This window comes from Collinsella sp. 4_8_47FAA (assembly GCF_000763055.1).
In the GTDB taxonomy this organism is placed as follows: domain Bacteria; phylum Actinomycetota; class Coriobacteriia; order Coriobacteriales; family Coriobacteriaceae; genus Collinsella.
Window position 1 is genome coordinate 256,849 of the sequence record NZ_KN214134.1, and the last position, 21,826, is coordinate 278,674.

The 21,826-nt window shown below is 63.5% G+C and carries 20 protein-coding genes and 1 pseudogene; 14 read left to right on the forward strand and 7 right to left on the reverse strand.

All coding sequences use genetic code 11. The features are described 5' to 3' along the window. The first annotated feature begins 2 nt into the window (after positions 1-2). The 14 genes and pseudogenes from HMPREF9463_RS01275 (at position 3) to HMPREF9463_RS01335 (ending at position 10,509) form a co-directional block, all read left to right on the forward strand. Complete coding sequence (locus tag HMPREF9463_RS01275; RefSeq protein WP_035136717.1) at positions 3-2,312, forward strand: fibronectin type III domain-containing protein; 2,310 nt, start codon at positions 3-5, stop codon at positions 2,310-2,312. Beyond that, positions 2,305-3,387, forward strand: a complete 1,083-nt coding sequence (locus tag HMPREF9463_RS01280) for a hypothetical protein (RefSeq protein WP_035136718.1) — start codon at positions 2,305-2,307, stop codon at positions 3,385-3,387. Before HMPREF9463_RS01275 ends, HMPREF9463_RS01280 begins: the two co-directional genes overlap by 8 nt. Beyond that, positions 3,377-3,631 (forward strand): hypothetical protein, encoded by a 255-nt coding sequence (locus tag HMPREF9463_RS01285; RefSeq protein WP_035136719.1) that lies wholly within the window; start codon positions 3,377-3,379, stop codon positions 3,629-3,631. Before HMPREF9463_RS01280 ends, HMPREF9463_RS01285 begins: the two co-directional genes overlap by 11 nt. A 10-nt stretch (positions 3,632-3,641) precedes the next feature. Beyond that, positions 3,642-4,367: a hypothetical protein gene (locus HMPREF9463_RS01290; protein WP_035136720.1), complete on the forward strand. Its 726-nt coding sequence runs from the start codon at positions 3,642-3,644 to the stop codon at positions 4,365-4,367. Positions 4,368-4,379: 12 nt separating this feature from the next. After that, positions 4,380-5,297, forward strand: a complete 918-nt coding sequence (locus HMPREF9463_RS01295) for a DUF6273 domain-containing protein (RefSeq protein WP_035136721.1) — start codon at positions 4,380-4,382, stop codon at positions 5,295-5,297. Positions 5,298-5,401: 104 nt separating this feature from the next. Further along, positions 5,402-5,872 carry a hypothetical protein gene (locus tag HMPREF9463_RS01300; RefSeq protein ID WP_035136722.1) on the forward strand — a complete coding sequence of 157 codons (471 nt, stop codon included), beginning with the start codon at positions 5,402-5,404 and terminating at the stop codon, positions 5,870-5,872. A gap of 34 nt (positions 5,873-5,906) precedes the next feature. Next, positions 5,907-6,044 (forward strand): annotated as a pseudogene (locus HMPREF9463_RS11525) (hypothetical protein); the annotation flags it as partial. A gap of 192 nt (positions 6,045-6,236) precedes the next feature. After that, positions 6,237-7,469 (forward strand): RNA-directed DNA polymerase, encoded by a 1,233-nt coding sequence (locus HMPREF9463_RS01305; protein WP_232219719.1) that lies wholly within the window; start codon positions 6,237-6,239, stop codon positions 7,467-7,469. 118 nt (positions 7,470-7,587) lie between these two features. Continuing rightward, positions 7,588-7,914: a hypothetical protein gene (locus tag HMPREF9463_RS01310; RefSeq protein WP_035136723.1), complete on the forward strand. Its 327-nt coding sequence runs from the start codon at positions 7,588-7,590 to the stop codon at positions 7,912-7,914. Next, complete coding sequence (locus HMPREF9463_RS01315) at positions 7,914-8,081, forward strand: XkdX family protein (protein ID WP_035136724.1); 168 nt, start codon at positions 7,914-7,916, stop codon at positions 8,079-8,081. Before HMPREF9463_RS01310 ends, HMPREF9463_RS01315 begins: the two co-directional genes overlap by 1 nt. Positions 8,082-8,101: 20 nt before the next feature. Beyond that, entirely contained in the window at positions 8,102-8,515 is a 414-nt protein-coding gene (locus HMPREF9463_RS01320) for a hypothetical protein (RefSeq protein WP_035136725.1), read from the forward strand. Positions 8,516-8,517: 2 nt separating this feature from the next. Next, positions 8,518-8,826, forward strand: coding sequence for a hypothetical protein (locus HMPREF9463_RS01325; protein ID WP_035136726.1), 309 nt, complete (start codon positions 8,518-8,520; stop codon positions 8,824-8,826). Positions 8,827-8,828: 2 nt separating this feature from the next. Then, complete coding sequence (locus tag HMPREF9463_RS01330; protein WP_035136727.1) at positions 8,829-9,479, forward strand: C39 family peptidase; 651 nt, start codon at positions 8,829-8,831, stop codon at positions 9,477-9,479. Position 9,480: 1 nt separating this feature from the next. After that, positions 9,481-10,509 (forward strand): GH25 family lysozyme, encoded by a 1,029-nt coding sequence (locus tag HMPREF9463_RS01335; protein ID WP_035136728.1) that lies wholly within the window; start codon positions 9,481-9,483, stop codon positions 10,507-10,509. A gap of 361 nt (positions 10,510-10,870) precedes the next feature. On the opposite strand, the gene pknB is transcribed toward HMPREF9463_RS01335, so the two are convergent. From pknB to HMPREF9463_RS01370, 7 genes are all read right to left on the reverse strand, one after another. Further along, a complete protein-coding gene (pknB, locus tag HMPREF9463_RS01340) occupies positions 10,871-12,817 on the reverse strand; it encodes a Stk1 family PASTA domain-containing Ser/Thr kinase (RefSeq protein ID WP_035136729.1) in 1,947 nt (648 codons plus the stop codon). 132 nt (positions 12,818-12,949) lie between these two features. Continuing rightward, the gene (locus HMPREF9463_RS01345) at positions 12,950-15,820 is read right to left on the reverse strand and encodes an FtsW/RodA/SpoVE family cell cycle protein (protein WP_035136730.1); all 2,871 of its coding nucleotides are present in this window, start codon (positions 15,818-15,820) and stop codon (positions 12,950-12,952) included. Positions 15,821-15,836: 16 nt separating this feature from the next. Then, on the reverse strand, positions 15,837-17,636 hold the full coding sequence (locus tag HMPREF9463_RS01350; protein ID WP_035136731.1) for a Stp1/IreP family PP2C-type Ser/Thr phosphatase: 1,800 nt from the start codon (positions 17,634-17,636) through the stop codon (positions 15,837-15,839). Beyond that, complete coding sequence (locus HMPREF9463_RS01355) at positions 17,633-18,049, reverse strand: FHA domain-containing protein (RefSeq protein ID WP_006235180.1); 417 nt, start codon at positions 18,047-18,049, stop codon at positions 17,633-17,635. The genes HMPREF9463_RS01350 and HMPREF9463_RS01355 overlap by 4 nt, the downstream gene beginning before the upstream one ends. 6 nt (positions 18,050-18,055) lie before the next feature. Next, positions 18,056-19,069 carry an FhaA domain-containing protein gene (locus HMPREF9463_RS01360; RefSeq protein WP_035136732.1) on the reverse strand — a complete coding sequence of 338 codons (1,014 nt, stop codon included), beginning with the start codon at positions 19,067-19,069 and terminating at the stop codon, positions 18,056-18,058. Beyond that, on the reverse strand, positions 19,066-20,919 hold the full coding sequence (locus tag HMPREF9463_RS10320; protein ID WP_052043993.1) for a serine/threonine-protein kinase: 1,854 nt from the start codon (positions 20,917-20,919) through the stop codon (positions 19,066-19,068). The genes HMPREF9463_RS01360 and HMPREF9463_RS10320 overlap by 4 nt, the downstream gene beginning before the upstream one ends. A 144-nt stretch (positions 20,920-21,063) precedes the next feature. After that, on the reverse strand, positions 21,064-21,780 hold the full coding sequence (locus HMPREF9463_RS01370) for a hypothetical protein (RefSeq protein WP_035136733.1): 717 nt from the start codon (positions 21,778-21,780) through the stop codon (positions 21,064-21,066). Positions 21,781-21,826: the final 46 nt, after the last annotated feature.

Consider the following 21,826-nt stretch of genomic DNA (forward strand, 5'->3'; position numbering starts at 1 on the left):
ACGTGGGAACCTATACAAGAGAGATCCAGATCGCGGGGCTCAACCGCTGGTATTGCGGCTACATCTCGGTCGATGCGGTGAACACCGTCAATGACACCACCTCGCGCATCACAGTCACCGCCGCGCTCGAAGACAAGTACGCCGCGCAGTACGGCACGCACTATGACGTAATCGTCAACGGCGTCACCTACAGGTCGCGCGACGTGCTGCTCAACAACTACGGCAACTGGGCCACGCGCGACGCCGTGACCTTCACCGTGGACGTCGGGCGCGGAGCCAGCGGCTGGAACTGCTCCGTGCAGATCCACGTCTACGGCAAGACGTACAACAACTACTACGGCAGCGCGGGCGGCGACGCCTGGGCAACGGAGTACGCTTGGATTCCCCAGCGCGGGTACTCGCAGCCGCATCCGCCCAGGAATCCGAAGCTTGCTCGCGTTTCCGACACCTCGCACAAGATCACGTGGGACGTCGATTACACGGGCATGGACGGCGCATACCCTTGGGCTGGCGTGTACGTCGATCGACGCACCGACGACGGCTCATGGGTCAATATTGCCGACGTGTCGTGGGACGTGACCAACTACACCGACAACTCCACGAAGCCGGGCCATAAATACGAGTACCGCCTTTGCGCCCACGGCCCTGGCGGCAATTCCACGCACGTGTCCTGCGGAACTGCCTACACCACGCCCTCCGCGCCATCGCGCGTGGAGGCCGTTAAGGCGGGCGCCACCGAAGTAACGCTTCGCGTCTACGGTGCTTGGACATATGCAGCCGCATGGGACATCCAGCGCTCGACGGACGGCGGCAGCACATGGTCGTCCATAACGGCCAGCACCGAGGGTGAAGACCCCGCTTGGCTCGACCTGCACGACAAGGCCGCTCCTGCGGGAACGGTCGTATACGGGGTCAGGGCCAAGCGCGGAAGCCTTGCCTCCTCGTGGGTCAAATCGAACTCCGTCACGACGATCACGCCGCCGCTCGCCCCGAAGGTGACCGCAAGCTCCGTCGTGCCGACCGGAACAGCGGCAAGCGTGGCATGGGTGCCCAACCATCAGGACGGCTCGGCACAGACCGCCGCGCAGATCGAGTTCAGCGGCCCAGAGACGATCACCAAGTCGTACACGACCGCCAAAAGCGCATCCGTGGCGCTCGCGAAAGGCAACTGGAAGGCGCGCGTGCGCACCAAGGGCCTCCATGCCGATTGGGGCGCATGGTCTGGATATGTGGCGATCGTCGTCGCCGACTACCCGCAGTGCTGGGTGGCATCGCCCGCCACCGATGGCATCCTGATCGACCAGGTTCCGCTCACCGTAAGCGTGGCCGCGTCCGACGAGACGGGCATCGCCCAGGCAACGCTTTCCCTTGCCGAGGTCGGCGGCGCAGTTGTCGCCACCGCAGACGTCACGAGCTTGCAGCCCGTGCAGTTCGGCAGCTACGCGACCATCAAAAACGGCATCGACTACATGCTCACGCTTGTGGTCGTCGGCGGCTCCGGGTTGTCGAAAACCGCCACGCGCCGATTCAGGACGCATTGGGCGGAACCTGCGACGCCGGTGGTCACCGTTTCCTACGGCGACGACCTTACATGCCACGTGAAGGTCGAGAACGGCGTTTCAGCCTACAACGTCGAGGAAACGACGTTTATCGGCCCGATGACCTACGACGAGGACAACAACGAGCTTCCCATGTTGGGAACGATCACGTGCGATGGCCACGAGCTTGTGCTTGGCAGCGCAGCGAAGTGCGAGAGCTTCATCGTCGAGCGAATCTACGACGATGATTCAAGCACGCTGGCAAGCGGCCTGCTCGATGCCCAGGAGACGATCGACCGCGTTCCGCCGCTCAATGCGGACATGAAGTACCGCGCAACAGGCACGGCCGCGAACGGAACGTCTGCGTATGCCGAGATCGACGCGAAGCTGCTTGCGAGCTGCATGGCGCTCAATTTCGGGCAGGATGCGTCAACGCTCATCAAGATGGAGCTTGATGCGGGCTACTCCACGTCTGCGGCGCGCAGCTACAAGAGCTACCACTTCGCCGACGGCGGGGAGAACGGCGGGCTTCCGATGTCGTACCCGCTCGACGAGTGCGACCTTGCCACATCCGCCTCGTGCCTTTTCCGCCGCGACGGCCACGACGCCTTCCGACGCGCCATGAAGAGCCAATGGCAGGGCTGGTGGCGCGGCCTCGCTGGCGAGCGCGCCTTCGGAGCGATGACGTTCAGCGAATCGCTCAAAGCGCCTGGGCTTTGGTCGGCATCCGTGAAGATAGAGCACGACGTATTCGAGGAGCCGAACAATGCCTGATTGGAAGAAGCGCTTCGCATCGTCCTACCGCTACATGCGCGTAGACCGCAAGACGAACCTAGACGTCGAGCGGCTTAGGAACATCTGCAACGGCGGGACGATCGAGCGCAACCTGGATACCAACTACGAGACGGGCAAGGTCAGCTACAAGGGCGCGCTAGACCTCGGGAGCGACCTTTTGCGCGTGTACCTTGAGGCAGCGTTCCCAGATGGCTCTATTCACCTTGAGCCTCTTGGAACCTTCCTCGTGTCAACGCCGAAGCGCCCGATCGGCCAGGCGCTGGCCGAGGCAGACCTTTCCGGGCGATTGGCCGAAGTTGACGAGGACGAGTTCGACCAGCCGAGATCGGTTCCCGCCGGCACGAACGCCGTTGACTATGCGGCGAAGCTGCTGCGCGAGGCCGGCCTTGAGGTGATCGCCGACCAATCGGACTTCAAGCTCACGACGGCGTGGGTGGTCGGAGCGATCGGAAACGGAGAGAGCAACTACCGAACCCGCCTAAAGGCTGTCAACGCGCTTCTCGCGGCGGCTGGGTTCAGCTCCGCTTCATGCGACCCGCTGGGCCGAGTGCTGCTGCGGAAGTACATCGAGCCCGACAAGCGAGCGCCAACCATGGTCATGGAAGAGGGCAAGGGCGCACGCTTCGTGGACGACGGCACCGAGGAGTTCGACAAGTCGAAGGTAGCGAACGTCGTCCATATCGACTACTCGACGAGCGACGAGAGCATACGCGGCACCGCCATCGACTCCGACCCGAACAGCGAGTACTCGACCGTGCGCCGTGGCTGGCGCAAGGCGGTTTCCTACACGCGAAGCGAGCTTCCTCACGGAAGCACAGCAGCCGAGCGGCAGGCAAACGCGAATGCCGAGGCGCAAAGCCTGCTTGCCACAGAGCAATCGGCTATCCACCGCCTAACGGCCACACACATCTACGCGCCCGTCGGCATTTCCGACGCTATCGACGTGCGCTGGCCAAGCGAGGGTATCAGCGGGAACTTCGCAATCAGGAAGCAGACTCTCACCCTCGTGGGAGGATGCCCGATGGAATTGGAGATGAGACGCTTTGAACGTTAACGACATAAGCAACGCGGGCGACATGCTCGCCGAGCTTTTCACGCCGAAAGGCGGCTCGGGCCATTCCATGGGCTTCGCCACGGTCAAATCGATATCCGACGCGAAGGTTACCGTCTCGATGTCGGGGGCCACGCTTTCCGGTCTACCGATGACCACTGGCTGTTCAAGCGCCAAGGCGGGCGACCGCTGCATTGTCGAGACGATCGGGCCGCAGGCCATAGTAACCGGAATCATCGCGAAGTAGAGGAGGTGCGATGGCAGACGAAACGCAGATCGCGGCGTTTGTCCTCAACGAGAACGGCAACATCGACCGCGTGAGAACGACTGACGGCTCTATTTACCGCATCGAGTCAACGCTTGCCGTGGAGGCGGCGGAAGAGGCAAAGACAGCAGCCGCCAACTGCAAGACCATGACGGAAAGCGCTGAAACGGCCGAGAAAACGCGCGTGTCCAACGAGAACGCTCGGAAAACGGCTGAGACCGAGCGCGGCAACAACGAGACGTCGCGCAAGAACGCCGAGACGTCGCGCAAGAACGCCGAGACAACACGTCAAGACAACGAAACTGCGCGAAAGAATGCCGAAACCACGCGCCAGAACAACGAGACGAGCCGATCGAACGCCGAGATCGAACGCAAAAAGGCCGAAAGCCAGCGCCATGACGAGCATATCGCCGACCAACAGGCATCGAGCAACGCGACCTCGGCGGCAAACGGCGCGGCATCGCGTGCTGACGCGGCGGCCAACCAGGCGTTGCAGATCGCCAACTCCGTTGCGCAAGGAAGCGCGGGCGATTCGGACATCGCGGCGCTGCGCGAGCAGAACGCGATCCTGGCAAACATGCTCGCTGAGTCGAGCGGCAAGTTCGTGTTCATGGACGGCACGGTGTACGCGCCGTCTTCAAAGGCAACGTTCGAGGACGGAACCGTAAAACTCGGTTCCTCCTGCACGGTATCCGGCACGACCATCGTGCTCGCATAGAAAGGAAAACGAATGGCAAACGTAAACGCCGAGCGCTTTAACGTGAACGGGGTGAGCCACGAGATCATCGACTCACTGGCCCGCACCAACGCCACCACGGCTCTCAACAACGCCGAGTACAACCGACAGGGCCTGATCGGCAAGTACCCGGGCCAGTCGCTCGCAACGCTTCTCGCGGGCGAGGTCTCCGGCTCCGCCACCATCTACGACGCGCTGCACAAGCGCGTGCAGGCCGCGAACTTCAGCGGCATGCGCGTGGGCGACTACATCGACGTGCCGCTCGTGAGCGCGTCAAACGTGGCGGCCCAGCAGTCCGTGCGCTTCCTGCTTGCGCACTTCGACCCGTACTACCAGTGCGGCGACAGCGCCAAGGGCCACCACATCGCGTTCATCGCGTCCGCGCCCGTCGCCGTGGCCAAGACCGTCACCGGCGTGGCCAACGACAGCTTCCTGATGTGGAACACGACCAACACGAACCAGGGCACCGCCGACCAGAAATGCCCCTACCCCAACAGCAACCTCAAGGCGTGGGAGACGGCCTTCGAGGCGTGCCTGCCCGAGGGGCTGACCAAGTACCTGCTGACCCAGCGCGTCCTGCTTGAGGAGCGGTACAGCGCCAGCGGCGCGCTCAACGACTCCAACTCGTGGAGCTGGCAGGATATCGGCAAGGTGTTCTCGCTGTCCGAGATGGAGGTGTACGGCTGCCCAGTGTGGGGCACCAAGGGCTACAGCGTCGGCTTCGACTGCCAGTGGGACCTGTTCAGGGACACCGCGCACCGAATCAACGGAACTCGGTACCCTTGGTGGTTGCGTTCCGTCATGGGTGGCTCGTCGTCCAGCGTGTGCTGCGTCAGCCACTACGGCCATGCCTCCTGCTACTCGGCGACGGGCGTCTGGGTTCGCCCCCGCCCCGGCTTCCTCGTCGGCTAGCCAGCCGAGTGCTCTATACTCTGCTTTTAGGCGACCGCCTTGCGCGGTCGCCTCCTGCCCGCGAAGCGGGCCGTTTTTTTCGCCGCTATTCCCAGGAGGTGCACGTGAGCGGCGTCTACCAGCGCAACCGCGAGGTGTCCGAGTACAAGTTCTTCACGCAGGCCATCGCCATCCGCGTGGAGGTCAACAAGCTGATGGCGTCGTCCTCCGTGGTCCCGAAGGCCTACCGGCTGCTGAATGCGGTGCCGACCGTGGAGACGGCGCGCAGCATCGTGTACAACGTCAACCGCGCCGACTGCTTCTACCCCAACACCTCGTTCAACGCGCTGGAGAGGAAACGCTACCTGACGCTGGCCATAGCTGACTGCGAGCAGCTGATGCTGGACATGCAGTGCCTCATGGATATCGGCCTGCCCGTGAACGCCAACCGCTTCGAGGAGCTGGCGGCCATGGTCGAGGAGGAGATCAGGCTGCTGAAGGGCGCGCGCAAGAACGTGCGCGTGACGGGCAAGAAGTCCACCGAGGAGCGCATAGCCGAGGCCGAGGCCGAGCTAGAGCGCCTGCGTTCGCTATAATGGACGGCGGTCGCGCCTTGTTTATCGGTACAATTGGTGGTTGCGTTCCGTCATGGGTGGCTCGTCGTCCAACGTGTGCTACGTCAACAACAACGGCCATGCCAACTACTACTCGGCGACGGGCGTCTGGGTTCGCCCCCGCCCCGGATTCCCTTACTGCCAGACCGAGTAGGCCCCAGGGCCGAAAGCAGAGCGCGGAGAGGAAGGAAGGCGCGACCGTCGGGCATGCGCCCGTAAATACGCACCCCGCGAGGGTGGCCGGACGCTGCTTGCATGGCGCGGCGCTCCGTGGCTTCGCCGCGTTTCATGGCCATACCTCAAGCGGCTGTCAGAGCCACATTGCAAGCCGTGCGGGGTGCCTTCTGTGAACTCCGAGCAAAGGCGGGCGGCGCGCCGGAAGCGCCGCGAGGAGAAGCGGGCCAAGGCAAAGGCCGAGCGCGTCAAGGCGTGCACCCTTGAGACGGTGGCCGACCTCAACAGCCTGTGCAAGGCCTCCAAGCAGGCCGCGCGTGGCGTCATGTGGAAGGCCTCGACGCAGCGGTACATGAAGGACTACCTGCGAAACGCCGTGAAATCGCGCCAAGACCTTTTGGAGGGCCGCGACATATGCCGGGGTTTCATCCGCTTCGACCTGTGGGAGCGCGGCAAGCTGCGCCACATCAGTGCAGTGCACTTCCCCGAGCGCGTGGTGCAGAAGTCGCTGTCCCAGAACGCCCTCGTGCCCGCGATAGTCCCCACGCTCGTATCCGCGAACTCCGCCAACATCAAGGGGCGCGGCACCGACTACGCCCTTAAGCTGCTCAAGCGCCACCTGGCCGACCACTGGCGGCGGCATGGGCGCGAGGGCTACATACTGCTGGGCGACTTCTCCGACTACTTCGCGCGCATTGCCCACGAGCCGGTCAAGCGGCAGGTGGCCGACGCGCTGCTCGACCCGCGCGTGGTCGCCCTTGAGCACCGCCTGATAGACGCGCAGGGCGAGGTCGGCCTGGGCCTGGGCAGCGAGCCAAACCAGATATGCGCGGTGGCGCACCCCAACCGCATCGACCACTACGTGGCCGAGATGCTGCGCCCCGAGGCCTACGGGCGCTACATGGATGACTTCTACCTGATCCACGAGTCCAAGGAGTACCTGCAAGTGTGCCTTCTGCTGATAGAGCACGAGTGCGCGAAGCTCGGCATCGCGCTGAACCCGCGCAAGACCCGCGTGGTGAAGCTGACGCGCGGCTTCACGTGGCTGAAGAAGCGCATCTTCTACACCGAAACGGGCCGCATCGTCATGAAGCCGTGCCGCGACTCCATCACGCGCGAGCGACGCAAGCTGAAGAAGATGGCCCGCATGGTGGCCGAGGGGGTCATGACGCCCGAGCAGGTGCAGCAGAGCTACCAGAGCTGGCGCGGCGGCATGGCTCACTTGGACGCGCACCGCAGCGTGCTGGCCATGGACGCGCTGTACCGCAGCCTGTTCGAAAATCTCGCGGGGGGGGGGGTTGCTCAATGCAATCAAGCCCGAGAGACGATTCGGGCGGAACGCCCTCGCCATAGCGGAAGGGCGGCAACTCAAAACGGCGGCCTAGACGGGTCGAAAACGAAATAACCAAGACAGCGAAGGCGTGCTGCGGCGCGCCTTCTTTCTTCGCGCCCGCCCAAACGGCCAGGCAATCTCACGGCGCTAATACGATGGCGGCACATTCCCCGATAAGGAAGGAGTCCGCATGGACACTGAGGAAGACATGCCGCGCCCCGACGAGCTTCGAGACGGCACCCTGGCCGAGGTCAACGCCCTGCGCGACTTGCTGTCGCAGATCGGCGACCCCGACGCGGCGCACGACGCGGGCGTTATCGACGATGACGAGTACGTGGAGCGGAAGGCGCGAAAGCTCGCCTACACCTCCGCGCTCGCCGCCTACGCCAACGGCGAGGTGCCCGACCTCCCGGCGCTGCTCGAACAGATGCGCGAGCAGGCGTCCCAGCCGACGCAGACCGAGACCAACACGGCGAACATCGACTACCTGCTCATGACCGTGGGAGGTGACCAGTAATGGCTACGAAGAAAACCGTTGAGCATTCCAAGCACTTCGCGAAGGTCAAGAAGTACTACGACAAAGACCTTTGGAGCAAGGCGCGCGTCTACAAGGCTGTCGAGTGCAAATGGATCACCGCCGACGAGTACAAGGAAATCACCGGCGAGGAGTACACGGCCGAATAGGCGGAAGGAGGGCGCCCAGGATGGAAGTGCTCAAGCTTTTTGCGCCTTACGGACCGGCTTGGCTTGGCGGCGTGCTCCTGACGCTCGTTGCGTTCTACTTCGGGAGACAATTTCTTGAGGAGTACAAACGCCAAAACCAGCGGAAGGGCGAGCTCGACCTGAAGCGCGAGGAGCGCAAGCAGGCCGAAGTCGACGAGAGGGCGCAGCGCGACCGCGAGCGGTCCCAAATGGAGGGGCGCATCGCCGCCCAGATGGAGCGCAGCAACACCCTGATTGAAGGAATGAAAACGCTCATGGAGTCGGTTGTCGCGTCAAATGACGTCCTCCACGCGGACTTGGTCCACAGCCAGGCGCGTAGCCAGGGCATGGCCGAGAAGGTCGACCATATCTACGACCGAGTCGACCTCATGTACAACAAGGAGACAGGGAGATAAAGATGACTGATATACAGGCAGGACTCACGGTGCTGACCGTCCTCGTGGTGCCCTATATCGTGCAGGCTATCAAGACGAAGGCGATGACCGGCAATGTCGCCCGCTGGACGGCCATCGCAGTATCGGCGCTGTGCGGCGCATTGACGGCCATGGCCGGGGGTATGCCGACTGACCCCACGGCGTGGGTTACGTCCATCTTCGCCGCGGTAGGCGGCGTGCAGGTGGCATATGCAGCCTTCAAGGCGGTCGGCGTGACAGACAAGTGGCTCGACGCGCTGCTTGCCATGGGCACTCCGAAGAAGGACGACTAGGAATGGGCGGCAAGCGCCTCGTGCGCATCGCCGCCGCCATCTCGCTGCTTGCTTTGCTCGCCGCCTTCGCCGACGTGGCGCTTATAGCCTCTAACGTGCCGAAGGTGCCGAAGGAAGAGCCTTTGCCCGTCATCTACGACAAGCCGCTCGACAAGCCCGCCGAGGTGCCCGTCTACCTCCAAGCAGACGAGCGCTGGGGCGGGCTTTCGTATGCGGGCGAAGACCTGGCTGCTGCCGGCTGCGGCCTCACGTGCGCGGCCATGGCGTGGGAATGGCTCTACGGACAGGCATGCACGCCTGCGCAGATGCTGGGCTTCGTTGGCGAATCGTGCCTCACGGACGGCGTGAACGACATGGAAAAGTTCTGCCGTTGGATGAACGCGAACGACCAGGCTTTGGGCTACACGCCTATCCACGACAACGCCGATGACGCCTTGGACGAGGCGGCTGACGGCTGGATGGTGTTTTGCAGCCTAACTGGCCAGCTCCGCGAAGGCGGCAAGAACTACGGCGGGCACATCGTCCTGCTTTGCGGATGGGACGGCGAGGCGGCGACCTTCCACGACCCCTACGAGGGCGTGGTGAGGCTGAGCCGCGAGCAGTACGAACAAGTTGATTGGGCTTATTTCATAGCGATAGGGAGCGCTGAATAGAATGAACGGAATAGACATCAGCAATTGGCAGAACGGCATCAACCTCGCGGCTGTCCCGTTCGACTTCGTTATCTGCAAGGCTACCGAGGGCACGCGCTACGTGTCGCCCGACTGCGACCGCCAAATCCAGCAGGCGATCGGTCTTGGCAAGCTCGTCGGCGTGTACCACTACGTCAACGGAGGTGATGCCGAGGCGGAGGCCGAGTACTTCTATGAGCGCTGCAAGGGCTACGTCGGCAAGGCCGCGTTCTTCATCGACTGGGAGGAGCGGGGCAACAAGGCATGGGGCGACACGTCCTACCTCAAGGCCATGGCAGAGCGTTTGGCCGAGCTTCTTGGCGTGAGCGTGGATCGCATCGGTATCTACGCATCCAAGAGCGTGTTCCCGTGGGGCCTCACCGATGCTAAGACGTGGGTGGCGCAGTACGCCGACATGAATCCCACTGGCTACCAGGACGCGCCGTGGCACGAGGGCGCTTACGATTGCGCCATCCGCCAGTACTCCTCTTGCGGGCGCTTGGACGGCTGGGCGGGCAACCTCGACATCAACAAGTGCTATATCTCCCGCGCGGAGTGGGAGGCCATGGTGGGCGGCTCCAACGGCGATCCCGACTCGCTTATCCACGGCATCGACGAGACGCCTGCAGCAGACCTCGCGGCGAAGGTGCTCGCTGGCGAGCTCGGAGACGGCGACGACCGCAAGCACGCGCTGGGCGACCGCTACCAGGAGGTGCAGTCGCTCGTGAACCACATTCTCACGGCATCCGCCGAGGATCTGGCCGCTGAGACCTGGGCGGGCGATTACGGCAACGGCAGCCGCCGCAAGGCTGTTTTGGGGCCGCGCTACGACGAGGTTATGGCGGTCATCAACGGGCAGGCCGAAACCGAGCAGGTGTACGTGGTGCAAAGCGGCGACACCCTTTCCGGAATCGCCTCAAAGTACGGCACGACCTATCAGGATCTCGCCGCCAAGAACGGCATCTCAAACCCGAATCTGATCTATCCCGGCATGCGCCTGGTTGTTTCCTAGGCCGCTCGTGGTATCCTAACGAAGATAATCGTGCCGATTGCGCACACCTCGGTTCGAGGAGATGCGCAAACGGTGCACCAGAAGATTATGACGGCGTCGCGAGAGCGGCGCCGTTTTTGGTTTGTGGGGGCCGTCGGCGGATTCGAGCCGTCGACACCCGCGTCACTCATTTCCCCGCGGGGGAGTTTTCGAATCCGCCCGGGGGCACCAGAGGAATATCGAGCCCGGTACCGCTACGGTGCCGGGTTCTTCTGGTTCAATGCCATGTCAAAAACGAAGCGCCCGCTTGCTGGGGGAGCAAGCGGGCGCTTCTGAGCGAATATGTTTGCGGCCATAGCCGCTGCAGGTGATGGGTTGTCGACTAGTTAGTCGTCGTGCCGGAATCGTCACCCGAGGTGGAGCCAGAAAGTGCGACCGTCAGCGTAATCGTGCTGTCGGTGGACTGCTTTCCAGTGGGGGAGACGCCCGTAACGGTGGCATCCTCGTTACCGCTTACGGGATTGCCGTTCTGGTCACAGAAGCCAATGTTATAGAAACCGGCGTTGTTGAGCGCGGTAACGGCGGCGGAAATGCTCTTGCCGTACAGGTTGCCCGGGACGGTGGCCTTGCCGGACTTCTTGGCGATGACGACGGTAATCGTGGCGCCGGGCTTCTGCTTGCCGCTGGGGTTCCAGCTGATCACGGTGCCCTCGGTAACCGAGTCGTTCTCCTGGTAGCTCACGTCGACACCAAAGCCTGCCATATCGAGGGCGTTGCGCGCCTGGGCCTCGGTCATGTCGGTCAGGTCGGGGACGGACGTGGTATCCGGGCCGCTCGAGACCTTGTACGAGATGGTCGTGCCCTTCGCGACTTCCTTACCGGCTTCGGTGCCCTGCTCAAAGACCTGGCCCTCATCAGCCTCGTTGGCCTCCTCGGAGGCGTTGCCCTTCAGGCCAACGCTTGCCAGTGCGGCTTCTGCTTGGTCCTTGGTCAGGCCGACAAGTTTGGGAACCTCAACCTTTTCGGAGGGCTTGGGGCCCTTGGAGATTACCAGGTTCACCTTGGTGCCCTTGGTCTTCTTGGCGTTACCGTTGGGGGTCTGCTCGGCAACCTTGCCCTCGTCGACGTCGTCGTTGTAGCTCTGGTCGACGGTGCCGACCTCCAGGCCGGCTTCCTTGATCAGCTCGACGGCAGTCTGCTGGTCCTTGCCCAGCACATCGGGCACGGTGACCTGCTCGCCGCCAAAGAGTCCTGTGGCAAAGGCCACCACGATGCCGATGACGGCAACGGCTGCCACCACGGCGGCGATGATCTTGTTCTTGTTGGATTTGGGCTTTTCGACCTCGTAGGAGCCGGTGGAGCCCGAAACCGAGCTACGGGCGGTATTCTGGCCGCTCACGCCCGAGACGGGACGCACCATGGCGCGCGTCTGATCGGAAAGCTCGCGAGTCTTGGTGGCGCCCAGCTCACCGGGGGCACCGATGATGCGCGTGGGCTCCGAGACGTTGACGGCACGGCCCGACAGGTAGCTGTTGAGCACCTGACGAAGCTCGTCGGCGGTCTGGAAGCGGTTTGCCGGGTCCTTCTCCATGCACTTGAGGATGATGCGCTCAAGGTCGGCGTCGACACCGGAGTTGATCTGGCTCGGCGGAATAGGCAACTCGTTGACTTGCTTGAGTGCGACCGAGATGGCGTCGTCACCGTCAAAGGGAACGCGGCCGGTGGCGCACTCGTACATCACGACGCCCAGCGAGTAGATATCCGAGGTGGGGCCGAGGTCCTGACCGCGGGTCTGCTCGGGGCTGACGTAGTGGGCGGTTCCCAGCACGTTGTTGTCTTGCGTGAGGTGGCTGTTCTTGGCGCGCGCGATGCCAAAGTCCATCACCTTGATGTTGCCGTCGGGCAGCACCATGATGTTCTGCGGCTTAATGTCGCGGTGGATGATCTCGTGCTTGTGGGCGACCGAAAGCGCAGAGCTGATCTGCGAGCCGATCTGGGCGACCTTCTTGGGGTCGAGGGCGCCGTGGCTCTTGATGCCGCTCTTAAGGTCGGTGCCGCGCAGGTACTCCATGACGATGTAATAGGTGTCGCCGTCCTTGCCCCAATCGTAGACGCCCACGATATAGGGGGAGGAGAGACCGGCTGCTGCCTGGGCCTCCTGCTTAAAGCGTGCGGCGAAGGTTGCGTCGCCAGCATACTGCGGCAGCATGATCTTGACGGCTACCGTGCGGTCGAGGACCTGGTCCTGTGCACGGTAGACGGTCGCCATGCCGCCTGTTCCCACCTTATCCTTGAGGAGGTATCTTCCCCCGAGGACCCTCTGTTCCATTCCTGCTCCTAACATAACTATTCGCTCAACGATGTGTGTAGTACCTACGATGTGGCCGCTGGGGCCGTGTGGCGCGTTGCCGCTAACTCTTAGGCCGCGGCGCGCCTCGGGTGTCCGATTCGATCATGGGCATCACGCTCCCTGTGCGGCAAGCGCCGCGGTCAGGACGATACCGGCGATCTTGGCGGCCTTGACGTCATGCTTGTCGTAATCCTCCAAGGCCACCGAGATGGCGACCGTGGGTGAATCGTAAGGTGCAAAGCCAACGAACATCGAGTTGACGTTGGTGCCGCCGGTCTCGGCCGAGCCGGTCTTGCCGGCGACCTTGACGCCGGGGATCTGGGCATCGGTGCCGGTGCCGGACTGGACGACGGCAAGCATGGCCTGCTTGACCTGGTCGGCCGTGGCGGAGCTGACGGCCTGCCCCAGCGAGCGGGACTGCGTGGTCTTTACCACGGTTCCGTCCGGGGCGAGTACCTGGGCTACAAAGTACGGGTCCATGACCACGCCACTGTTAGCGATGGCGGCGGCAATCACGGCGTTTTGCATGACGGTGGTCTGCGGGCCGGGCGTGTGGTCCATGCCGACAGGCTGGCCGGCGCCGGCCCAGGCAGTCTCCCACTCGGTCATGAGCGACGGGTCGGCCATGATGGAGGCCGCGGAGGTCAGGTCCTGGCCGAGCTTTTGGCCGTAGCCAAAGGCGTTGGCAAACTGTACGAGCGTGTTTGCGCCAACTTCGTTTGCCACCTGGCCAAAGACGACGTTGGAGGACACGGCAAAGGCCTGCTGCAGGCTGATGGTGCCGTAGCTCTCGTTGGCATAGTTGGTGACCGGTGCGTTGCCGATATCCATGGAGCCGGGCGCCTGGTAGGTGCTGGTCAGGCTGGCGGTACCGGTCTCGAGTGCCGCGGAAAGCGTAACGACCTTAAACGTGGAGCCCGGCGTGTACAGCGCGTCCATGGCGCGATTGTACATGGAGCCGTCCTCGCCGCCGCCCGTCTGCAGCAGGGCATCGATGTTGGTGTTGTCGTAGGTGGGCGAGCTGGCACATGCGAGCACCGCGCCGGTACGCGGGTCGATGACCACTACAGCGCCCTTAAAGCCCTTGAGTGCCTGCTCAGCAGCCGTCTGGATGCGCGAGTCGATGGTGAGCTTGGCGGTGTTGCCCGGCTGGGTCTGGCCCGCGAGCGACGCGATGGCATTGTTCCAGCTGGAGTAGTCCTTAGAACCGGTGAGCGTGTCGTTCATGACGCTCTCGATGGCGGTGGTGCCATACTGCTGGCTCACGTAGCCAACCACGTGAGCTGCCAGGTTACCGTTGGGGTAGGAGCGTACGTAGGTGCCGTCCTCCTGCTGCAGCGACTCGGCCAGCGTCACGCCGTCGGACGTGATGATGGAGCCGCGCTGGATGTACTTGGAGCGGGCGATGGTGTGGTTGTTGGTCGGCATGTCCTGATAGTCCTTGGCCTTAATGACCTGGACATAGGTGAGGTTGCCGATAAGGATGGCGAACAGCGCCGTAAAGGCGAGCACCGCGCGGGTTAGACGGTTGGCAAGAGCAACGCGGCCGAGCACACCGGATTCAGGCGTGTCGAGCAGGCGACGGCGCATGCGCGAGCCGACGGAATGGCTGCCGCTGCCGTAGGAAGACGAGGTGGCAAAGCGCGTGCCCGTCGGGGCGGCGGCAGATGCGACCTGATCATCGGTGATGGCGGCCATGGTGCCGGTGCCGGTAAGCTCGGCCTCGCGTCCGGTCGCCTCGTCACCGGCGCGCAGCAGGAGCGCGACGATGATAAAGCTCGCCAGCAGAGAGGAGCCGCCCTGGCTCATAAAGGGCAGGGTGACGCCGGTCAGCGGGATCAGGCGGGTTACGCCGCCAACGATCAAGAAGGCCTGGAAGCTGATGGCGGCCGTAAGGCCTGTGGCACTAAAGGCGGCGAGGTCGGATTTAGCGCGGGCAGCCGTGGTGAGGCCACGCACGGCAAAGAGCATAAACAGGATGAGCACGGCGCCGCCGCCCAAAAGGCCCATCTCCTCGCCGATAGCCGAGAAGATAAAGTCGGACTCGACGACAGGGATGTTGTTGGCCATGCCGTTGCCGATGCCAACACCGACCAGACCGCCATCGGCAAGCGAGAAGAGCGACTGGACGATCTGGTAGCCCTGACCCTGGGCGTCCTTAAACGGATCGACCCAAACCTGGAAACGCACCTGAACGTGCGACAGGAACTTGTAGGCGCCCACGGCTCCAACGGCTAAGAGCGCAAGGCCGATAACGACATACGAAAAGCGCCCCGTGGCAACGTAGAGCATCAGCAAGAAGATGGTGTAGAACAGCACGGCCGAACCCAGGTCGCGTTCGAAGACGACGACGAGCAGGCACACACCCCACACGGCAAACAACGGCAGTAGCAGTCGCAGGCGAGGGATCTTAAAGCCCAAGATCTTGCGGTTGGAGATGGAGAGCAGCTCGCGGTTCTCGGCCAGGTACCCGGCCAGGAACAGCACGATAAAGACCTTGGCGAACTCGCCGGGCTGGATGGTAAAGCCCGCGATGCGAATCCACAGCTTGGAGCCCGAGATCGTGGTGCCGATAAAGATAGGCAGCATCAGCAGGATGATGCCGATGATGCCAAAGGTGTACTTGTAGCGCATGACCACGTCGAGGTTTTTGACTAGTGCAAGCGTTCCCACCATGAGCGCCACCGAGACAAACAGGATGATGAGCTGTGAGATGGCGAGAGCGGGGGCGAGACGCGTCACGAACGTGATGCCGATGCCCGAAAGTATAAATACGATGGGCAGGATGGCGGGGTCGGCACCGGGCGCCAAGATGCGCACGGCAATGTGGGCCGCGGCAAAGGCGGCAAAGAGGCCGATCGGTACGGCGAGCGTCTCAAAGGAGATGGCAGCGCCCGCGGTGAGGACGTACATCGCATACAGCAGGATGACGGGGAACGCCGAGGCGATGAGCAAGAGCAGCTCGGTGTTGCGGCGACTCATAAGCGGCACTCCCTTTCTAATTCTTATCGGAGGCTTCGGCCTCGGCGGACTGTTCGGCGGTTTTCTCGGAATCTGATTCGGAGGTCGATCCCTGATTGGTGTTGTCGCGAATCGTTTGCGCGTCGATCACCTGGCGGGTCTGCTCCTCGTCGATCTGGTGGCGGTACTTGGATATCGTGTCCTGCGCATCGTCGACACTTGTTTGCGGAATACCCGCCTTGAGGCGGTTTTGCGTGTCTTCGGGCAGGTCGGATAGCTTGATGCTGGTTTCGCTTTCGAGCCAGTGGAGCTTGAGTCCGAGTGGCTTGCCGGGCAGGCCGCGCCAGACGGCGACATTGCCCTGGTAGGTACCCAGGTAGTACGAGCCGGTGACACCCGTGTAGGCCCAGATGCCAGCTGCCAGCACAAAGACGAGGGCCAGGATGGCGGCGATAGTAACGTTGCGGCGACGCACGCGTTGCGCCTCGCGCATGACGCCATCGTCAACCAGGTCAACGACTACTACGGTCACGTTGTCGTGGCCGCCGGCGGCAAGCGCCGCGTCCACTAGGTTGTCGACGCAGATTTGCGCGGTTGAGGACTGCGTGGCGATGTTCTCGATATCGCTATCGGGAATCATGCTCGAAAGGCCGTCGGAGCACAGGATCAGACGGTCACCTTCCTCGATATGCAGAGTGAAGTGGTCGGCATACATAGCGGGGTCCGAGCCCAGCGCGCGGGTGATGACCGAACGGTTGGGGTGGACGCGAGCCTCGTCTGCCGTGATTTCGCCGGCGTCCACGAGTTCTTCCACATAGGAGTGGTCGCGGGTCACGCGGATGAGCGTGCCCTCGTGGAGCAGGTAGGCGCGCGAGTCGCCCACGTGGGCGATGGCGAGCGTGTCGTTTTCGATATAGGCGCAAGTGGCTGTGCAGCCCATGCCAGGCTTGCCCAGGCCGTTCAGGGCCGCCTCGATTACGGCGGCGTTGGCTGCCTCGACGGCTGCGGCCAGGCGTGCTGCGTCGGCGGACTGTGGGGCCGTCTTGGCTATAGTCTCGACAGCGATAGAAGAGGCCACCTCGCCGGCGGCGTGACCACCCATGCCGTCGCATACGCAAAAGAGCGGCGACTGCACCAGGTAGGAATCCTCATTGTGCGGGCGCACACAGCCAACGTCGGAGCGGGCGCCCCACATGAGTTGCGTGGTGGTACCGGCATCATAGGTCGAGTCGGTCTCGATGCGCTCCTCGGTCAGGGGCTCAAAGCTCATGGTCGAGCCGGGGTCTTTGAGCTTGGCCTCAACGGCAGCAACGTCGATCTCGGCGGTGTCACCGGGAGAGACGGTGTCGGTCTCGGCGTTTGATTCGGAATCACCGGTGTCCGGGGAGTCGGGCTCCTCGGAAACGCGGGCGGTCGACTCGTCGTCTTGCGGGCTGACGTCTATAGGCTCGGGCGCCGGCGCAGACGCGGGCGCAACCTCGGATACCGGGGCTATGGGAAACGCCGGCGCGGCGGGCTCGGGTGCCGCAAACACCGCAGCGCTCTCGTTGATTGCCGCGGCGACGGGCTCTGCAAAGTGAGCCGGCACCGGGGTTGCTTCGGGCGCTGTGGGCTGTTCCGCAGCATGTGCGCCGATGGGCGCCGCTACGGCATCCTCTTCGTCCTCGTTATCGGCGAGATCCGAAATATCATGCGTTACATGCGAAAGAGGCAGGGAGAACACAGTGTCCTCGGGTTCCACGGGTGCGGAGCCCGCCGGAGCGGCGTGGGCCGGCGCAGCTGTGGCGGCAGCCGGTGCCTCGGTCATAGTTGCGGACTTGTTCTCCTCGTCGATCATCGACGGTTCACCTTCATGACCACATCGCCAATCTGGACTTCGTCGCCCTCGCGCAGCGTCGCGGGCTCCACGAGCTGGCGGCCGTTGACGAGCGTGCCGTTAAGCGAGTTGAGGTCCTCGATGATGAGCGCCGGGCCCTGCAGCGAAAAGCGCGCATGCGAGGCCGAGACGAACGGTTCATTGATGCAGATGTCCGAAGATGGCGAGCGACCGACGATGACGGGGCCGAGCATGTCTACGTGGATGCCGCGGATACCGCGCGGACCCTTGTCCACATCAATCGTCCAGATAGCCGAGTCGCGGCGCTGCCCGCGCACAAGTCCCACGCCGGTCTTCATGACGGCGAACAGGAAGATATAGAGCAGGGCGACCAAGACGATGCGGCCTGCAAAAAGGACGATATCGATGTTCATAAGCGACTATCCCCTAAATTCAAAGGTACTCAGGCCAAACGTCAGCAGATCGCCGTTGCGCAGCGGGCAGCGCGTAATGCGGCGGTTGTTGACGAGCGTGCCGTTGGTGGAATTGAGGTCCTCGATCGACCAATCCGAGCCCGTAAAGGTGAGCTGGGCGTGGCGGCGCGACACGTTGGGGTCGCGCAGGGCAATGTCGGAAACTGAGCGCTCGCGACCGATGGTCACCTGTGCGGAGGTGATGCTATGGCTCTCGCCGCTCACGACGTCGACGAGCTGGGCGAGCGGGCGCTGCGGGGCGCGAGTGCTCGCCATGTTGGAGGCGATGCCGGCTGCGGCGCCTAGGCCCACGGCGGCACCGGTCGCGGCGGCTCCGCCCATGCCGGCAAGCGCGTCGCGCGAGACGGTCTGCGGCACCGGGATGGGTGCGGCGGCGGGGTCGGGGACGCTAGGCGCGAAGGGGTCTGCCACGGCAAGCGGGTCGGGAGCGGCGGCGCGAGGCGTCGGCTGCTGCTGGGGCATGGCGGCGGGGCGCTGCTGCTGCGGGGCAGCAAACTGCTGCTGGCCGGCGCGCGGGGCGCTGGCGGCACGGCTTGCCGCGGAGTTGTTCTGGCCCAGGCCGTTTTGATAGGCGCGCTCTTCTTCGTACAGGCGGCCGAGCGTGGGGGCATCGACGTTCTCGGCAAAGACCGAGAACTTGCCGGCGCGCAGCTGCGGATCGATCATAAAGCGCACGAGGGGCTCGCCGACAAAGACATAGCGGCGCTTTTCGGCCTGCGCCTTCACGAACTCGCGGACCTCGCGCGAAAGCTCGGGGTAGAACGGGGCGAGCATGGGATCGTCGTCGGCGGCGATAAGGATGGTATAGAGTGCCGGCGCCGTGTTGACGCCGTTAATCACCAGAGTCTGATCCTCCATGTCGCGAGCGGCCTGCTTAGCAAGCTTCTTAAAGGAGAACGGGGCACGGGTGGCACCGAAGATGCCGGCCACGTGGTCCTCGAAGATGTTCAGGAAGTTCACGAAAGATCACTCTCCGTATAGGTTCTTTGGTATCCGAGCAAATATAGGCATATCCCAACGATTATAGAGGATAGGGTTCCCGCAACCGCCGCCTTGGCGACGACCGCGGCTGCAAGGCTGGCAATTTCCATATGGTGTGCAAGACAGGACGCCGCTGCGCAGCCGATGCCGGTGACAGCGATGGCGGCGATTGCGGCAAGGTTTGAGCCCTGGTCGGCACGCTTGGCATGGGCATTGAGCAGCGCGGATGATGCTGCGGCAGTTGCCGCGACCAGCACAAAGGCAGTCCAAAGGAGCGGATCTCCCAGCGCTGCGGCAACGTTACCGAGCCCCAGCACGCCTCCGGCTGAAAGCGCGACCGTGGCCAGACGGGCAAAAAGCGCGCCCATGCCCGTTGCCGCGGCGGCGCTTGCCGGGCCGAGCCAAAATGAAGCGACGCCGGCGGCGACCCCAGCTGCCAGGAAGGTATTGCCGGTCAGACAGCCAAGCGCGAGTGCACAGGTGAGCGCGGAGCTCGCGGCAGCCTCGGTACGACCCCAAGCGATCCACCAACCGGACATGGCGGCGGCAAAGATCACCGCGACGGGCAGTATCGACAGGATGCCCTGCGCCTGCATGGTGGTGTTGGCCATGAGTACCAAAAAGCCCACAGCCGAGATGGCCGAGCCGATCTGGGGGGCCAGGCCAGCCGCCGCTCCGATCGCGATGGCCGCAATGACCAGGCCGGGAAGCGCCGCGACCCCGGCCGTTTGCATCAGCAAAAAGCTAAAGGTACCGCACGTTAGCGCCGAGATAGCGCGCATGGTGTAGTCGCGCGCATGGCTCCAGCGCGTGCCCGCCCAGCCGAGTGCGGGGTCGATCTCGATGGCGTCGTCCTCGTAGTGCGACGGCTCGATATCGTCGAGCTCCTGCTCGTCATCCGAAAGCTCGCCAACCATTTGCTCCAGGCTGCGACGGCCTTCGCGCACGCTGCCCAGACTGGCAAGGAGCTGGTCGCAAAATGCCTCGATGCTGTTGGGGCGGTCCTGCGGCATGGGGGAGAGCGCGCTCATGAGCGCGGCCTCGGCTCCCGGGGGAAAGTGTGGTATCAGCTCGCTGGGATAGGTGGCGCCGCCGATGATGCGGCCGAGCGAGTCGGCGGGCGTGGCCGCCATAAAGGGAGCGCTGCCGCACAGGCCCTCGTAGATCACACAGGCAAGGGCAAAGACATCAGCGCGTTCGTCGACCGTGCCGGTCTCGATATCGAGCTGCTCGGGCGGCATGTAGCCGATGGTGCCGCCGCGCGAACCGCCAAAGCCACCGGCGGACGACAGTCGCGCCATGCCAAAGTCGGTGAGCTTTACATTGCCCGAGTGGTCGATGAGCACGTTGGCGGGCTTAATGTCCAGGTGGAGTACGCCATTACTGTGGGCGAAGGTGAGCGCCTGGCCCAGGGCATCGGCAATGGCCGCGGCCTCGTCAAAGGTAAGTGAGTGGCCGTCCACGCGATGCAAAAACTCGGCCAGCGACATGCCATCGACATATTCCATAACCAGGTAGGCATAGGCTGTGTCGTGCGTAAAGTCGATGACCTGCACGATGTTGGGATGTTGAAGCATAGCGGCAGTGTGCGCCTCGCGCAGGACATCCATGATGTCGCTGGCGGGCATGCCGGCACCGTTGATAAGGGGGATGCGCTTAATGGCGACGCGGCGGCGCAGATGCGTGTCGCGGCAGATCTCGATGGAGCCAAAACCGCCGGTCGCAAGTGTCTCGAGCGGCTGGTACCGCTTGAGCAGCTCGCGAGAGCTGGTGCCCTCCAAAGGAACGTCCGGCGAGAACCGGGCGGTATGTTGCGAGAAAAGCGGCATGGCCAACCCTCGTGCGTTTAAAGTTCGTTTGCGAGCGGCGGGCGCGGGGCCGAGCCGTTCGCGGTGGCATAGATGCTGCTAGTGTAGCACGCTCGGGTGCATGGGGAGGATAGCGGGATGCGAGGCTGCCCGTCTGGCTTGGCCTTAGCGCTTCTTCTTGTTCTTCTTCTGCTTGCGCTGCTTGCCCTTGTTGTCCTGGGGCTTGTCGCCCTGCTTGGCCTCGGCGGCGGCCTTCTCGGCCTTCATTTTCTTCTTCTTGGTCTCGATGCGGAGTTTTTTGTTGATGCGGGCCTTGAGGAAGGGACCGAACTGCTCGGCATCGCCACGGACGAAGGTGTCCTTGGGGATCGTCACGCCCTGGTCGGCGAACATGGCCACAAAGATGCGCTCGCCGTCGAGTACGTGGTCGAGCTTGTCAAACGGGAAGAACTGCGACTTGCCGCTCTTGCCCCAAACCATCAGGCCGTCCTCGTTGGCGGCGACGCGGCGATAGCGGCCACCCATGGACTCGTCGGCCTCGACGGCGTCGATAAAGTCGCGGGCGAGCGTGTGGTGCAGGTTCTTGCTCCACCAGGCCAAAAAGGCGCCGAACACGATCAACACGACGCCGAACTTGATCCAGCTGCCGCCGGCCACCAGCATGCCGATGCCGATGAGCGCGGCAACTGCCGCGGCGACATACAGCGAGCCGCGACGCCTGGGCGAGGCGACCAGGCGGGCGAAGTCGGTGACCAGGTCGTTTTCGTACTGGTACTCGTTGAGGTACAGGATGCCGTCATCGGCTGCGGCCTGCTCCTCGAGCGCGACCTCGACCTGGTCGGCTGCTTCGGAGGGAACGAGGTTGCTCTCTGCGTCTGCCATGCTCTTTGGACTCCTATCGCGGCGGGCTCGCCGTACGGGTTATTAT